The organism is Bartonella sp. AP19HLJMH, from assembly GCF_042196245.1.
GTDB lineage: Bacteria > Pseudomonadota > Alphaproteobacteria > Rhizobiales > Rhizobiaceae > Bartonella.
In genome coordinates this window covers 1-13,766 of the sequence record NZ_JBHIPX010000003.1, presented here as the reverse complement: position 1 = coordinate 13,766, position 13,766 = coordinate 1, and the positions used below count along the sequence as shown (strand labels likewise).

Genomic DNA, 13,766 nt, shown 5'->3' with positions numbered 1-13,766 from the left:
TGACAAGGTTATATGTTAAGGGGAACTGTTTGAAATCTATATTTGATTAAGTGGGCTGAATATGAATTCCAATTACCGCTCTCTCCTTATTTGGGGAGTTATTGCCTTGATTTTGATTGTGTCGTTTTCTCTCTTTAATGGAGATAGCCAACGTTCTGGTGGTGGAGAAGTCTCCTATTCTGAATTTTTGCAAAAAGTTGAGAATAATGAGTTGAAATCTGTGACCATTCAAGGTCAAAAATTAACAGGAAAAACCATTGAACATAGAGCTATTTCAACCTATGCTCCTCGCGATCCAGGTTTGATACAAAAATTGGAAAGCAAAAACGTCAATGTTAAAGCTATTCCTGAAAGCTCTGGAAATAGCATTTTCCTCAATCTCCTCTTTTCCTTGTTGCCTGTTATTATTATCGTGGGGGCGTGGGTCTTTTTTATGCGGCAAATGCAAAATGGATCACGCGGTGCAATGGGATTTGGGAAATCGAAAGCAAGATTGCTTAATGAAGCGCAAGGACGTATTACCTTTAAAGATGTTGCTGGCGTTGAAGAAGCAAAGCAAGATCTTCAAGAAATTGTTGAATTTTTACGCGAACCACAAAAATTTCAACGCTTAGGGGGGCGTATCCCACGCGGTGTTTTGCTTGTTGGTCCTCCAGGAACCGGTAAAACTTTGCTAGCACGTTCTGTGGCCGGTGAAGCCAATGTGCCATTCTTTACCATTTCAGGGTCTGATTTTGTGGAAATGTTTGTTGGTGTTGGGGCAAGCCGTGTGCGCGATATGTTCGAACAGGCTAAAAAAAATGCACCTTGTATTATCTTTATTGATGAAATCGATGCTGTTGGGCGCCATAGGGGGGCTGGTCTTGGCGGTGGAAACGATGAACGTGAACAGACCTTAAACCAGTTGCTTGTCGAAATGGATGGGTTTGAGCCCAATGAAAGTATTATTCTTATTGCTGCAACAAACCGTCCCGATGTGCTTGATCCCGCTTTGTTAAGACCAGGGCGCTTCGACCGACAAGTTGTTGTGCCAAACCCTGATGTTTCTGGGCGTGAACAAATCTTGAAAGTGCATGTGCGCAACGTGCCTTTAGCGCCTAACGTTGATTTGAAAATTTTGGCAAGGGGAACACCAGGATTTTCTGGTGCAGACCTGATGAATCTGGTCAATGAAGCTGCTCTTATGGCTGCAAGCCGTAATAAAAGAGTTGTCACGATGCAAGAATTCGAAGATGCCAAAGATAAGGTGATGATGGGGGCGGAACGTCGTTCAACCGCTATGACACAAGAGGAAAAAGAACTCACTGCTTATCACGAAGCAGGACATGCTATTGTGGCTCTTAATGTGCCGGTTGCTGATCCTGTCCACAAAGCAACAATCGTTCCAAGGGGAAGAGCATTGGGAATGGTGATGCAATTGCCTGAAGGCGATCGCTATTCTATGAGTTATCGGTGGATGATTTCTCGTCTGGCCATTATGATGGGTGGACGTGTGGCTGAAGAATTAAAGTTTGGAAAGGAAAATATCACATCTGGTGCTTCTTCTGATATTGAACAAGCAACGAAATTAGCTCGCGCGATGATCACACGGTGGGGATTTTCTGATCTGCTTGGAAATGTAGCTTATGGCGATAACCAAGATGAAGTCTTTTTGGGTCATTCTGTTGCGCGAACACAAAATGTCTCTGAAGAAACAGCGCGCATGATTGATATGGAAGTGCGTAAGCTTATTGATGATGCCTATAAAAATGCGACAAACATTTTGAAAACAAAAAGAAAAGAATGGTTTGCTTTGGCACAAGGTTTGTTGGAATATGAGACTTTAACGGGAGCTGAAATTAACGAAGTTATTGCAGGAAAGCCTCCTTCACGCACACAGAAAGATGAGGGTGCTGCGCCACGGGGGTCTTCTGTTCCAAAAACTGGAAAAATGAAGACAGAGACAACAGTGGTAGATGAAAAAAACGCTGAAGCAGCCCCTAAAACAGTGCTTCATAAAGCAGAGACAGATAAAGGCGAGGCAGGCAAAGCAGAGGCAGCTGTTGGGAAAAAAACAGCAAAATCCGGTAATGTTGAGCCTAAGGAGGCTCAGTCTAAAGAAGTGCAATCGGATGAGACTGAGAAAAAAGCGCAAAGCACAAAAGGCACCACAAAATCAGTCAACCGCTCTAAAAGTAATGCTGAAAAGAAGTCCAATACTGCGGGACATGATAAAGAAAAATAAGAATTATTTAATATCGCTTGAGTGACGATGTTTTAGGAAAACTTCTAATTTTTTTGAGAAAGGCGCAAGTTTTGTTTGCGCCTTTCTTGTAATATTTGCAAAAATATGAAAGCAAAAAATTAAGCAAAGCCGTTGTATGATGGCGGCTTTAGCATGCTACAAGGCGAGGTGGACTGTTGCTTTTCTAATGTGGTAGGGGGTTGTAAGGTTAGGCGATAGATTTCCTTGCTGATTTGGTAGGGTATGAGGTTTGGTGCTGGGTTTCTTTACGGATTTAGCAAGTGTGTGAAATTATCCGTTGGTTGTGTTAAAGGGATGTATAGAGCATTTTGAGGAGATAATATTGCTTTTATGTGTGAGGGTGTAAACATAATTGCTTGAGAGTGGTTTAGATGTGTAGATGGTGAATAGGGGGCTTGATTGTTTAAATGCATGAAGGTTTAGATCAATGATCTGATTTTATACGGGGAGAGGAGGACTATTGTACCAAGGGGGCTTGTTAGGTTTTAAAAAAAACAAGGGAAGAATTATATATTAAAGGAAAGAGGCATGGTGCAAAAATATTTTGGTACAGATGGAATTCGGGGGAAAGCCAATTCATTTCCTATGACACCCGATTTTGCCATGAAGGTGGGGATGGCTGTAGGGGTTTTATTTCGCTCACAACATCAATCTCATCGTGTGGTGATTGGCAAGGATACACGATTATCTGGCTATATGTTGGAAAACGCTTTGGTTTCAGGATTGACTGCTGCGGGGATGGAAGCTTTTTTATTGGGTCCAGTGCCAACCCCTGCTGTTGCAATGCTTTGCCGCTCTTTGCGAGCGGATCTTGGGGTGATGATTTCTGCTTCTCATAATCCGTTCTATGATAATGGAATTAAACTTTTTGGTCCTGATGGTTTTAAACTTTCAGATGATATGGAAGCCAAAATTGAACAATTGATCGATACAGATCTTTCAAAATCTTTAGCAAGTTCTGCCGAAATTGGTTATGCAAAACGGGTTGAGGGAGATATTTATCGTTATATTGAATATGCCAAACGAACTTTGCCGCGTGATGTTCGCTTAGATACTGTGCGTATTGTTGTGGATTGTGCTAATGGGGCTGCTTATAAAGCGGCTCCCCGTGCTTTATGGGAATTGGGGGCTGAGGTTTTTGCTATTCATGATGAACCCAATGGGACCAATATTAATCAAAAATGTGGATCAACCGATTTAAGCTCTTTAAAACGAAAAGTGCATGAAGTGCGTGCTGATGTGGGGATTGCTCTTGATGGAGATGGAGATCGTGTTCTCATTGTGGATGAAAAAGCACAAACGGTTGATGGAGATCAGTTGATTGCTGTAATTGCTGAAAATTGGCATAAAATGGGACGATTACGGTGCAATGGTGTTGTCACAACGATTATGTCAAATCTTGGACTAGAGCGTTTCTTGAATAGCAAAGGGTTGCACCTTGTAAGGACAAAAGTTGGAGATCGTTATGTTGTCGATGCCATGCGCCAAAAGGGATATAATGTTGGTGGTGAGGCTTCTGGCCATATCGTGCTTAGTGATTTTGGTACCACGGGTGATGGCTTGGTGGCTGCATTGCAGATTTTAGCCTGTATGAAGGAAAGTCAAAGCCCTATGAGCCAATTGTGTAAACGGTTTGAACCTGTACCGCAAATTTTAAAAAATGTAACGATTAAAAATAAAAATGTCTTGAAAAAAAATCCCGTCAAAGCGGCCATTGATCAAGCAGAGAAGCGGTTGGGAAAAGAGGCAAGGCTGGTGATCCGCGCTTCTGGAACTGAGCCGGTTATCCGCCTTATGGCTGAAGGCGATGCACGAGAAGTATTGGACACTGTCGTGACAGAGTTGATGGATGTTATTATTCATCATGATGTACGCATGGGGACTGCACTTGAGGAATCTTGAATTTTTTGAAAAAATTATCAGATCATCTTTGAATAAAGGTCTGATTTTAATGCGGGATTTTGGCAATTACAAAAGGTATGATTATTAACTCTGTTAGTGATGTAATAACGGTAATGGATACTCTATCTACGAACAAATTAAATAAAAAAGGGAAAAGTCTAATTCTAATAACTACTATGCGTATAGATTTCTCTATAGTTCGTAAGATATAAAAAATATGCCTTTTTTTGATTTTCCTTTTTCTTTTACTTATTCGTAAATCGGTTATTAGTTTAACAGAGTTTGTAGGGGGGGAGTTTATTAGTGTTATTCATTCTTTTTACTGGACATACAGCGGGTGCAGCGCCCCATGAACATCAAACAGCAATGATCATTGTGGTTATATCATCTTGATGTTTCTAAGTGCCGCTGCCAATTGGAGATATGATACGCTCCTATTACGTTTAGCTCCTCCTAATTATGAACTTATACTTTTCCAATAATTAGTAGAATAATGAGAAAGAGATGAGAATGATCGATTTTTTCACGACAGTTCTAATGTTTATAAAGTAAAAAAGCCATGTGATGTAAAAATAATGAACATTTTTTGGATCTTGGAAGGGTACACTCTATATTCATTTACAATTTTAAGATTTAAACATAAAAGGATTGAAGCCTTCTATAATACTGGTACGACTGAAGGGATTAGAACCGCCCATGCTCAAAAATTAAAGCGTATTCTAGGTGCTTTTGAAGTAGATGTATCGCCAAAAGATTTGAGTTATCCGTCCTTTTAATTACATCTGCTAAAGGGCGATTTCAAGGATTATTAGTCAATTACTGTAAAGGGAAATTGTCGCGTAATATTTCGCTTTGATAGCATAGATGTCGAAATGTTTGATTATCTGGATTATCATCAAAAAGCAGGTCTAAACAATGATGAAGAATCCTTCACATCCCGGTGAATTATTGCGTGAAGATGTGATCAAAGAGCTTGGTTTATCCTTTAATGAAGCAGCAGAGTGGCTTGGTATATCTCGTGTAGCACTTTCTAGAGTTTTAAATGAAAAAGCCGCTATGAGTGCTAATCTTGCTATTAGGCTTGAAATGGCTGGTGTAAGCACAGCACGTGCTTGGCTTACTATGCAAACAAATTATGATCTATCAAAAAAAAATCCTTAACAACAGTCCCATGATCAAGATTGCATAAAAGAGTTTCAAATGGCAGTTAAGTTTTTGCAACAGAAACGTATACAAGAGCTAAATCATGCGTATGAGCGTACAAGGTCAAAAGATGTAACGCGGGTAAGACAAGGAATAAAATCTTGTTTCTATAGTCTGTTTGGCTATAATAAATATAAGCAAAGGAGGGTTTTAATATGTTGAGTGAAGAGGAAATTAAGCTGCGTCGCCTCTATGCTGAAAATGCATTGGCAAGCCAACGTTTAGAGGGATTAGAGCCAGATCCAAAAGTCGTTGAGCAAATGGAACGTGTTATTATTGGAGAGTTTGAAACAAGTGATATCCTCAAAGATTATATGGAGAGGGTAAAACGTGGAGAAGTATAAGGGGAGCGGTGATCCTTATACTGATCCTGAAACTGGTGTGATGTATAATCGGTTTGGTATTAAAGACAAAGCCACGCTGCAACGTGTAGAATCTACGATTTCTTATGTGAAATCTTTCGAATTTGTACATACTCCTATTGGTGGTAAGTTTGATCTGGATTACATGAAAGAGATTCATAGAAGACTGTTTGGCGACATATATGAATGGGCGGGACAAGTTCGTTTAGTGGATATTGCCAAAGGCAATAGTATGTTTGCTAGTTATAATCAGATTGAAAGTTATGCACCGAAGATTACAAAAAAGCTTGCAAAAGAACAGTATCTGCGTGGTCTTGGTGCTTATGACTTTAGCCAAAGGGCTGGATATTACATGGGCGAGTTGAATGCGTTGCATCCGTTTCGAGAGGGGAATGGGCGTACTCAGCGCGAATTTATGGTGCAACTTGCTCGTGAAGCTGGTTATCATATCAACTGGAAGGGTATTGAGCGACAAGAAATGACACGTGCGTCAATTGAAGCACATTTTGGTAATTCAGAATATCTGTCTGCACTCATCTATAAGAACCTTACCAAGTTTACAGAAAATAAAAGGGATGATGTTTCTCAAGGTATTGGCAAAAATATTGCTTTTTGCGTTGATCTTAATAAAGAGTGCTTGGAACAACAAAAAGAGAAGATTGAAACTCCTTGGGATAGAGAAAAGACAAGTTTTGCTAAACGTCAAAAAGAAGAACTTGAGCAATCACAAAAAGAGTTGAATGTTGCATCAAAAACAACGGAAAAAGCCCCATACCTTGCGGCTTATACGGATAACTCTAATCTAGAACAGAAGGTGCTAAGCGCTCTTAGAAATAAAAAATCTTACATTGATATGTTTAAGGAGTTAAACAGTCATTTAGCATCTATTTATAAAGATCCACAAGAGGCTGCGCTTAGGATTGAGCAAACGATTTTAGCAGGGAAAGGCGATAAACTCTCTGATATTTTGGATAGGGCACCTGATAGAGCGGGCGAACTGCGTGGATCAGATCGTTTTATCGATAAATTGAAGGCTACAGGAAAAGAACGAAAAGAAGCGCTTTATCATGTTCCTCTTGCACTTTCTTCTATTAAAATGCTTCAATCCTTTTATGAGAATTCTTATGAGACGCTGATGGTTAGTGTTACACGGGAGCGTGAACAGTTAAAAGTAGAGGTTCCGTCACTTTCACAAGAAGCAGTGACTTTTATGAAAAATGTTGAAGCTGGTCGTGATAGTTATTCAAAGATACCAGAGCAGGTTAATCAAGAGTTTTTAAAGCTACAAATTGTTTTAGATAAACGTTTTGGACATGATGCCATTCATAAATATGGTTTTGATTTATCAAAAGCAATCCCCAAAGAACAGTCTTATAATAAAGAACGCATAAAAGAGTTTCAAATGGCAGTTAAGTTTTTGCAACAGAGACAACAGGAGAAAATCAACGCAATAGCGCGTGCAAGATCAATAGATATGATACGGTAAGGGCAAGGATAAAGCCTTATGCTGTATAAGCCCTATTAAGCCATACGGTAAAAGAGAGGTAATCAAAGGAGGTGTTTAATATGGGTGTGACAAAAGATGTTGTATGTGCCTGCATAGATAGGGCGTTAAAAAAAATCCGGTGAAATATTAGCAAGTTTAGGACTTACGGTGTCTGATTTCATCCGTATTGCTTTGACAAAAGTTGTTCATGAAAAACGATTGCCGTTTGATAAGTCTATTTCTAATGCGAAAACGCTTAAAATTTTTGAAAAGAATGCAAAAGGATAAGATGTATACTTTGCGAAAGATATGAATGAGTTATTTAAGTCATTTCGACAGTTTTTAAAAAGCATCACGGCGTTTGAAGGGGTCGTAATAGATTTCTGTTACACGAAATTTTCCTTCGAGGCGTTTACATTGGATGATGACATCTATCATCGAGATTAATAAGCCGCGGATATCATCGCGTGCTAAATTACCACCACCGTCACTTTCTTTGACTAAAAGGGTCATTTGTTCAAAGGCTGCAAGGGCTGTTGAGGCGTGGACGGTGGTAATGGAGCCGGGGTGACCAGAATTAACATTACGGATATAGTAAAAGGCTGTACCATCACGCAGCTCTTGTAGAAGGATTCTGTCGGGGCGCATGCGTAATCCTGATTCAAGCAGTTCTTTTGCGCCTGCTTTTGCTAAGCCTTGGTTATCTTTTGAATAAAAGAGCTGCACTTTGTTGGCGTGCGGAACGACAAGTTCTGGCGTGTCTTCAATGGTGAGAATTCGTTCATAGTCAGGGATTTTTGCAATCAAAGCTTTGGAGAGGGTTGTTTTACCAGAACCGGTTTTGCCCGATATTAAGATATTTTGTTGTGTAATAACGGCTCTTTCTAAAAAGTTGCAAAAGTCTTTGGCGATAAAGAGATCTGTTAGCTCTTTGTCTGTATCAGAGAGTTCGGATAATCGTTCTGTCATTTGTTGCGTGGGTGTGAAACTGGTGTTTTGGGCGACAGAAAACAGATTGTTTTCATGTAAACTTTCAAGAGAAAAAGTGCGTGATGAAGGTTTACGAATGGTCATGCTAATGGTATTGGCTGCAACAGCTGGAGGCATAACAATTTGTATGCGTTCGTTGTTTGGCAGTGTTGCGGAGAGAACGGGGTTTTCTACACTGATTTTTTGTGTTGTGTAGGCAGCAACAACTTTTGCAATCCCTTCTAGTTCGCTGTAGGTTAGCTCTTTTAAGATGTGGGTTTGCCAACCATTGGGACCCTCAACGATTACTTCGCCAGGGCGATTGATGACAATTTCAAATAAATTGTCATCATTGAGGAAGTCATCTAAGATCTTTAATTTTGTTAAAACGATGGAGGCGCGTTCTGCATTTTTTGCTGATGGCATAATGTGACTTTATTGGCTTAATGAAAAAAGGAATAGCTGGGAGTAGAGCGGTTTCTTTTGCTCTTTACGACTAGTTTATAGACAGAGGAAAAATCGAGATCTTTTGCTACAAAGATGTTGACCAGTTCGCCTTGAAATTTTTCTAGGGTAGGAGGGATGTTGATTTGATTTTCAAGAGCAATACTGGCGGCCTCTTTTCCAGTGTTGTTTGCGCCTTCAAAACCGCCGCCTCCAGAGTTGTTTGAACCTTCTTTATTGGAATTGCCTACTATTTTATTTGTTAAAACTGTTGTGGCACCATCAATAACGGTCAACAAAAGGGAAGAGCCAAAGCGTTCCCACCAATGGGTGTTGATGTTGCCATCAAAACCAGCTCTTCCTAAACTGTCTGTTGCGGGTGAGGCAAGGTCGATGATGACACCGGTTGGGGTTTTTGCTCTTGTCCAGAGTACAAAGAGGCGAGATTGACCTTGTTTTATCCCTCCGCGGTATTCGCCAATCACTTGGGTTCCTTTATCAAGCAAAACAACGCGCCCATTGTCAGAGAGGATATCACGGTTGATGATGCAGCTTGCAAAGCCTGGTTGCTCACTGTTTAATGCGGTTTCTAAGATACAGGGAATAGAGGTTCCCATGGCGATGATAAAGTTTCTATTGCCGATGAGTTTTGCTTTTGCTTTTGCTTCTTCTGTTTTGGTAGGCTTTAATAGGGTTGCAAAATTTTGTGTGTCTTGAAGGGCAGGAGAATTTTGCGCATTCGCGAGATTTTCAAGGGCATGGAGTTTGTCAAAGGGGTTTAGAGTGGTGTTGACGATGTCTTTTAATTGAGATTTAGAGCCTTTGGCAAAAGCTAAAACAGGGGCACGTCTTGCGGCATCAAGTAGTGGGTCATCTTTTTTGGGTTCTTGTGCGAGTGGTTGTGGGGGTGGTAAGGTTATTGGCGCTATGTTGGCGCGCGGGTCAGAGGGGGCGAGCTCTAAAGGAGCGAGGGAATTGTGAAAGCTTTTTTCTTGTTTTTTATGAGCTTTTGCGGTGTCTTTTTGTTCTGTGGGGGAGGATAAGATGTTCCAGAGCACATAGCCGCAGATTCCTATACAGGCTATTGCGACAACTATTTTTTTGCCAGCGCTTTTGGCGCTATTGTTTTTGCCATCCCCAATAGATCCGCGATCTTCGATGATTGGTTTATCACTCATGTGTTGTCCCCTTCAATTCCCGCTTATTTAAAGATCTGATGCAACTTTACGTTCAACAGATGGTGAGGTTGTTCCGGTATTTGGATTTGTGCCTTTTGGTTGATAGGCTTCGTTAAAGACGCATAGGACGTTTTTGCCCTGTCTTAGGGTGAAGCGTGCGCTAATGGCATGGACTATCACCATGTTGCCTCTTGTGGTTTTGGGAACCAGCGATTCTGTACCGTCATTGCTGACAATGTAAATGGCAGGGATTTCTTGGTTGTCTGGAAATGTAAATGTTGTGGTTTTGCCATTGTCATAAACGGAGGAGGGTTCGAGCACGCTCGATCCTTGAGCGGTGTAAGCCCAATTGCGTGGTCCATAGGTTTCAGAAGCGTTGAAGACATTATCGATACGCTGGGCTTGTTGTTTTTCTTGTCGCATAAGGGCTGCGAGTCTTCTTTGTTCTGCTTCTTCTTGTGGGTAGCGAAATTTCACAAGGAAATATGTTTCTTGTCCAGATGAAATTTCCCCATCTTTGACCATGAGTTCAAATTGATAGGAGCGCTTTGAGCCATCAAGCTTTGTGGTGACGACTTGGAGATTGGTAATGGGTTGGACTTCTCTTGCCTTTAGAAAAAGAATATTGCCAGCGGGAGCGACTTCCCATGCAACGCTGTTGCCAATTGCCACATGGGCAATTTCTTCATTGGGAGAAAATTCTATTTGTACCGATGAGCGTATGGAGCCAATAATTTTTGTGACATTATAGGCATCATAGTTGATAAAGCGAATGCGGCTATCGCTTGGCGCGCGGGTGGGAAAAATACTGGCATGGCTAGGCGTTAAAGAAAGGGTAATAGCGATGTTAAGAATGAGAAAAAGAATTTTTTTTGTCATGATCAGTTGACCACTTCCGGATCGGTTCTATATTCACTAACAATAAACCCTAGAGGATTTATCAAACGGTTTTGGACAGAGATAGGGGCATTGATGTATTCAAAGGTAAGTGTTGCAACCCAGTGGGTGATGAATTCTTTGTTGTTGTCGTTGTCATGAATGGTTCTGTAGTAACGCACTTGGGCGACATCGTCATTGATAAAGGAGATTGATTTTATTGTTATTGTAACGGCGGCGTGTTTATAGAGAATTTGAGGACTTTGGGGATTTCTTGCTCCATACCAGCTGGCAAATCTTTCCTGTTCTTCAGAGGAAGAGAGGAGGGAGACGGTTTGGAAGTTGTGTTGTGTTTCTTCTGTGGTGAAGCCTTCACGGCAGCGGACATATTTTGCAGCAAAGTAGCGTGTGATTGCTTCGTCGACATTGGTGGGACCTTCTTTTAAGGCTTCCACAACTTCGGTGATGCCGGTTGAATTGTCGACGCGGATGACAAAAGGTTCCACGGTTTTAAGGGGCGTGAGGGTGATGACTGCGAGAGAAGACAGTATTGCAACAGCAACCGCGATGCCGGCAATGGCAAGAGAGACGCGGGTGGTGCGGCGTGAGGCGAGCATGCGATCTTGATCGAACGAGCGTGCTTCAGCAATGTATTGTTCTATATCTTTTTCTTTCATGCTTTTTGCCCGCAATTTTTGTAAGATTTGATTTCTTCATCCGTTAATTTTTGTGCCAGAAGCATTTCCAGCTTACCTTCTTTTAGGGGTGAAGGGGTGTTGTTACTGATGATAATGGGCGTGGGCGTGGGTTTTTTCCCTTCCCAATTCCACATTGATCTGTTGAGTGGACGTTTAGAATATCCATCACATTTTGGGAGTGACTTCAGTGTGTTTGGTGAAGACACACAGCCACTGAGAAAGAGAAATGGTAAGATGACCCCAATTTTTTTAAATTCCCGCATTTGAACTTAGACCTTTGCTAATAGTAATGCTAGTTTTTTATTTTAATAGTGATGCTAATTTTTTAATGCCCTTCGTTATCGTGTTGGCTGTTGCTTTAGCAGCTTTACCTGTTAGTTGAGCCGTTGTTTTAGCGACTGGTCCTGATCCTGTAAGAGAAGCCCCCCCAGAGGCTAAAGCTGATGCGATATCAGGGAGTCTGAGGAAAAGGTGAATACCACCAATACCAACAACCAAGAACTGAATTAAAGTAGTGATGATATTGTCAACACCTCTTGAAAAAACGTTCATTGAAATGTTAACATATAAACTACCAAGCAGCACGACTAACACATATAAAATGATGAAGTTTGCAACTTGCCCTAACCATGCTTCTGTGAATTTTCTGGTTGAGGAAAACATATAGAGGCTTATGAAGAGTGGTCCTATTGATATGACAAGAAACAAACCCAATTTAGCAAATAATGAAACAACAAAACCGACTAGACAAAATAAGATAGCAGCAACTAGGCAGATAAAACCAGCAATCCATGTCGCAATAAACATCCCCATTTGAGTCAGACCTGTGTACTGGTTTGCTGCGTCCAAAACCTGTGCTCCAGCTTTGTTTATCATATTGTCCCATACATTTCGATCCACATGTGCTCCTTGTGTGACATTTGCAATGGCATTCGGCAGATCATGGAAAAATATACCACTGACCCACTCATTATAAAGAGCAGCGTTTGTAGCAAGTGAAACAACGATGCCGAGTTTGAAAGTTGTTACTATAAATTCCCATAAGGGCATGGAAGAGCGCCCATAGATGATATTGTAGCCCATAAATATAATGTAGATTGTACAAGACAGTTTAAGCGGAGCACCTAAACCTGACGAAAGATTAGAAATGGCGTCATTCATTGCCTTTGTAATGGGATCCATTAACATATTGTCTATCTTAGTGAATATGCCTTTGCTTTCTACTGCCATTGAGATGCTCCGCTCTTCATTATGTCTTAATGGTTATTTTGTTTTTTTTCAGCGCGCTCTTTTGCTTCTTGTTCTTCCTCAGCGCGTCGCTTTGCTTCTTGTTCAGCTAATTTTTTTTTAGTATTAGCTTCCATTTTTTCAATCCAAGCTTTTTGTTCAGCTTGAAACTTTTCATCTATTTTGCGATTTTCTTCTTCAATTTTACGGCTTCTTTCTGCTGCTTTTGCTTCATATTCTTTCTGAAGTTCTAAAAATGCTAACCGCATGTTTTCACAATTTTTTGAAGTTCCTGCAAATCCACATTTAGCATCCCACTCTAGGCGTAATTTTTCATCTTTTTTAAATTCTGCGACGCTATAGGTTTTTTCACATCCAGCAGCGATAATTCCAGTGCCAAGTAGCAATGTTGTTATGAGAACTTTATTCATCAATATTTCCCCTTTTTCCTTTCAGTTTTACAAGTTTTGAGCACAATCTTTAAATTCTGCTTGTGTTATCGGTTTTTTATAACCAGTGATGATAAATCTAGGGCAGAGACATAATGTTGCCATAAATCTATTGTATAGTCTGTAAGGTTCTTTAAGTTGAGCAGCTAAAGCGCAATAGCGGTGTGTAATGGCGCTATCCATTGTTTTTGTAATGGGGTTCATCAACATATCATCTATATCAGTAAATACGCCTTTCGTTATTATTGCCATTGAGATGCTCCGCTTTTCATTATGTCTTAATGGTTATTTTGTTGTTGTTTTGCCGCGCGCTCTTTTGCTTCTTGTTCTTCCTCAGCACGTCGTTTTGCTCTTTGTTCTTCTAATTTTTTTTTAGTATGAGCCTCCATTTTTTCAAGATCAGCTTTTTGTTTCGCCATAAATTCTTCATATCTTTTGCGATTGTTCTCTTCCGCTTGACGCTCTCTTTCTGCTGCTTGTGCCTGACGTTCCTTATCAAGTTCTAAAAATGCTAACCGCATGTTTTCACAATTTTTTGAAGTTCCTGCAAATCCACATTTAGCATCCCACTCTAGGCGTAATTTTTCATCTTTTTTAAATTCTGCGACGCTATAGGTTTTTTCACATCCAGCAGCGATAATTCCAGTGCCAAGTAGCAATGTTGTTATGAGAACTTTATTCATCAATATTTCCCCTTTTTCCTTTCAGTTTTACAAGTTTTGAGCAC

General features: G+C 40.6%; 15 protein-coding genes. 6 read left to right on the top strand and 9 right to left on the bottom strand.

The window, feature by feature from the left end; all coding sequences use genetic code 11:
* The first annotated feature begins 61 nt into the window (after positions 1 to 61).
* The 6 genes from ftsH (at position 62) to ACFINR_RS02590 (ending at position 7,486) form a co-directional block, all read left to right on the top strand.
* Positions 62 to 2,224 carry an ATP-dependent zinc metalloprotease FtsH gene (gene ftsH, locus ACFINR_RS02615; protein ID WP_375632033.1) on the top strand — a complete coding sequence of 721 codons (2,163 nt, stop codon included), beginning with the start codon at positions 62 to 64 and terminating at the stop codon, positions 2,222 to 2,224.
* A 549-nt stretch (positions 2,225 to 2,773) separates the two neighbouring features.
* Entirely contained in the window at positions 2,774 to 4,147 is a 1,374-nt protein-coding gene (gene glmM / locus ACFINR_RS02610) for a phosphoglucosamine mutase (protein WP_375613213.1), read from the top strand.
* 915 nt (positions 4,148 to 5,062) lie between these two features.
* On the top strand, positions 5,063 to 5,308 hold the full coding sequence (locus tag ACFINR_RS02605; RefSeq protein WP_375632031.1) for a HigA family addiction module antitoxin: 246 nt from the start codon (positions 5,063 to 5,065) through the stop codon (positions 5,306 to 5,308).
* 197 nt (positions 5,309 to 5,505) lie between these two features.
* Positions 5,506 to 5,694: an antitoxin VbhA family protein gene (locus tag ACFINR_RS02600; protein WP_375632029.1), complete on the top strand. Its 189-nt coding sequence runs from the start codon at positions 5,506 to 5,508 to the stop codon at positions 5,692 to 5,694.
* Positions 5,681 to 7,198 carry a type II toxin-antitoxin system protein adenylyltransferase VbhT gene (gene vbhT, locus ACFINR_RS02595; RefSeq protein ID WP_375652437.1) on the top strand — a complete coding sequence of 506 codons (1,518 nt, stop codon included), beginning with the start codon at positions 5,681 to 5,683 and terminating at the stop codon, positions 7,196 to 7,198. Before ACFINR_RS02600 ends, vbhT begins: the two co-directional genes overlap by 14 nt.
* A gap of 168 nt (positions 7,199 to 7,366) precedes the next feature.
* On the top strand, positions 7,367 to 7,486 hold the full coding sequence (locus tag ACFINR_RS02590) for a type II toxin-antitoxin system RelB/DinJ family antitoxin (RefSeq protein WP_375652435.1): 120 nt from the start codon (positions 7,367 to 7,369) through the stop codon (positions 7,484 to 7,486).
* Between the two features lie 54 nt (positions 7,487 to 7,540).
* On the opposite strand, the gene virB11 is transcribed toward ACFINR_RS02590, so the two are convergent.
* The 9 genes from virB11 to ACFINR_RS02545 are packed head-to-tail and all read right to left on the bottom strand — an operon-like array spanning position 7,541 to position 13,722.
* Positions 7,541 to 8,593, bottom strand: coding sequence for a P-type DNA transfer ATPase VirB11 (gene virB11, locus ACFINR_RS02585; protein ID WP_375644464.1), 1,053 nt, complete (start codon positions 8,591 to 8,593; stop codon positions 7,541 to 7,543).
* A 17-nt stretch (positions 8,594 to 8,610) separates the two neighbouring features.
* Positions 8,611 to 9,789: a type IV secretion system protein VirB10 gene (virB10, locus tag ACFINR_RS02580; RefSeq protein WP_375652434.1), complete on the bottom strand. Its 1,179-nt coding sequence runs from the start codon at positions 9,787 to 9,789 to the stop codon at positions 8,611 to 8,613.
* 27 nt (positions 9,790 to 9,816) lie between these two features.
* Positions 9,817 to 10,668 carry a P-type conjugative transfer protein VirB9 gene (virB9, locus tag ACFINR_RS02575; protein WP_375620970.1) on the bottom strand — a complete coding sequence of 284 codons (852 nt, stop codon included), beginning with the start codon at positions 10,666 to 10,668 and terminating at the stop codon, positions 9,817 to 9,819.
* A 2-nt stretch (positions 10,669 to 10,670) separates the two neighbouring features.
* A complete protein-coding gene (locus tag ACFINR_RS02570) occupies positions 10,671 to 11,342 on the bottom strand; it encodes a virB8 family protein (RefSeq protein ID WP_375652433.1) in 672 nt (223 codons plus the stop codon).
* Positions 11,339 to 11,626 (bottom strand): type IV secretion protein VblB7, encoded by a 288-nt coding sequence (locus tag ACFINR_RS02565; RefSeq protein WP_375652432.1) that lies wholly within the window; start codon positions 11,624 to 11,626, stop codon positions 11,339 to 11,341. The genes ACFINR_RS02570 and ACFINR_RS02565 overlap by 4 nt, the downstream gene beginning before the upstream one ends.
* A gap of 37 nt (positions 11,627 to 11,663) precedes the next feature.
* The gene (locus ACFINR_RS02560) at positions 11,664 to 12,593 is read right to left on the bottom strand and encodes a type IV secretion system protein (RefSeq protein ID WP_375652430.1); all 930 of its coding nucleotides are present in this window, start codon (positions 12,591 to 12,593) and stop codon (positions 11,664 to 11,666) included.
* 26 nt (positions 12,594 to 12,619) lie between these two features.
* Entirely contained in the window at positions 12,620 to 13,021 is a 402-nt protein-coding gene (locus ACFINR_RS02555) for an EexN family lipoprotein (RefSeq protein WP_375652429.1), read from the bottom strand.
* Positions 13,022 to 13,048: 27 nt separating this feature from the next.
* Positions 13,049 to 13,291 (bottom strand): hypothetical protein, encoded by a 243-nt coding sequence (locus ACFINR_RS02550; RefSeq protein ID WP_375652428.1) that lies wholly within the window; start codon positions 13,289 to 13,291, stop codon positions 13,049 to 13,051.
* Between the two features lie 26 nt (positions 13,292 to 13,317).
* Positions 13,318 to 13,722 carry an EexN family lipoprotein gene (locus ACFINR_RS02545; RefSeq protein WP_375652427.1) on the bottom strand — a complete coding sequence of 135 codons (405 nt, stop codon included), beginning with the start codon at positions 13,720 to 13,722 and terminating at the stop codon, positions 13,318 to 13,320.
* Between the last annotated feature and the right edge of the window lie 44 nt (positions 13,723 to 13,766).

Excerpts from the sequence above, each read along its gene's own strand:
- ftsH (WP_375632033.1), top strand. The coding sequence starts at position 62 with ATGAATTCCAATTACCGCTCTCTCCTTATTTGGGGAGTTATTGCCTTG.
- glmM (WP_375613213.1), top strand. The coding sequence starts at position 2,774 with ATGGTGCAAAAATATTTTGGTACAGATGGAATTCGGGGGAAAGCCAAT.
- ACFINR_RS02605 (WP_375632031.1), top strand. The coding sequence starts at position 5,063 with ATGATGAAGAATCCTTCACATCCCGGTGAATTATTGCGTGAAGATGTG.
- ACFINR_RS02600 (WP_375632029.1), top strand. The coding sequence starts at position 5,506 with ATGTTGAGTGAAGAGGAAATTAAGCTGCGTCGCCTCTATGCTGAAAAT.
- virB11 (WP_375644464.1), bottom strand. The coding sequence starts at position 8,593 with ATGCCATCAGCAAAAAATGCAGAACGCGCCTCCATCGTTTTAACAAAA.
- virB10 (WP_375652434.1), bottom strand. The coding sequence starts at position 9,789 with ATGAGTGATAAACCAATCATCGAAGATCGCGGATCTATTGGGGATGGC.
- virB9 (WP_375620970.1), bottom strand. The coding sequence starts at position 10,668 with ATGACAAAAAAAATTCTTTTTCTCATTCTTAACATCGCTATTACCCTT.
- ACFINR_RS02570 (WP_375652433.1), bottom strand. The coding sequence starts at position 11,342 with ATGAAAGAAAAAGATATAGAACAATACATTGCTGAAGCACGCTCGTTC.
- ACFINR_RS02565 (WP_375652432.1), bottom strand. The coding sequence starts at position 11,626 with ATGCGGGAATTTAAAAAAATTGGGGTCATCTTACCATTTCTCTTTCTC.
- ACFINR_RS02560 (WP_375652430.1), bottom strand. The coding sequence starts at position 12,593 with ATGGCAGTAGAAAGCAAAGGCATATTCACTAAGATAGACAATATGTTA.
- ACFINR_RS02555 (WP_375652429.1), bottom strand. The coding sequence starts at position 13,021 with ATGAATAAAGTTCTCATAACAACATTGCTACTTGGCACTGGAATTATC.
- ACFINR_RS02550 (WP_375652428.1), bottom strand. The coding sequence starts at position 13,291 with ATGGCAATAATAACGAAAGGCGTATTTACTGATATAGATGATATGTTG.
- ACFINR_RS02545 (WP_375652427.1), bottom strand. The coding sequence starts at position 13,722 with ATGAATAAAGTTCTCATAACAACATTGCTACTTGGCACTGGAATTATC.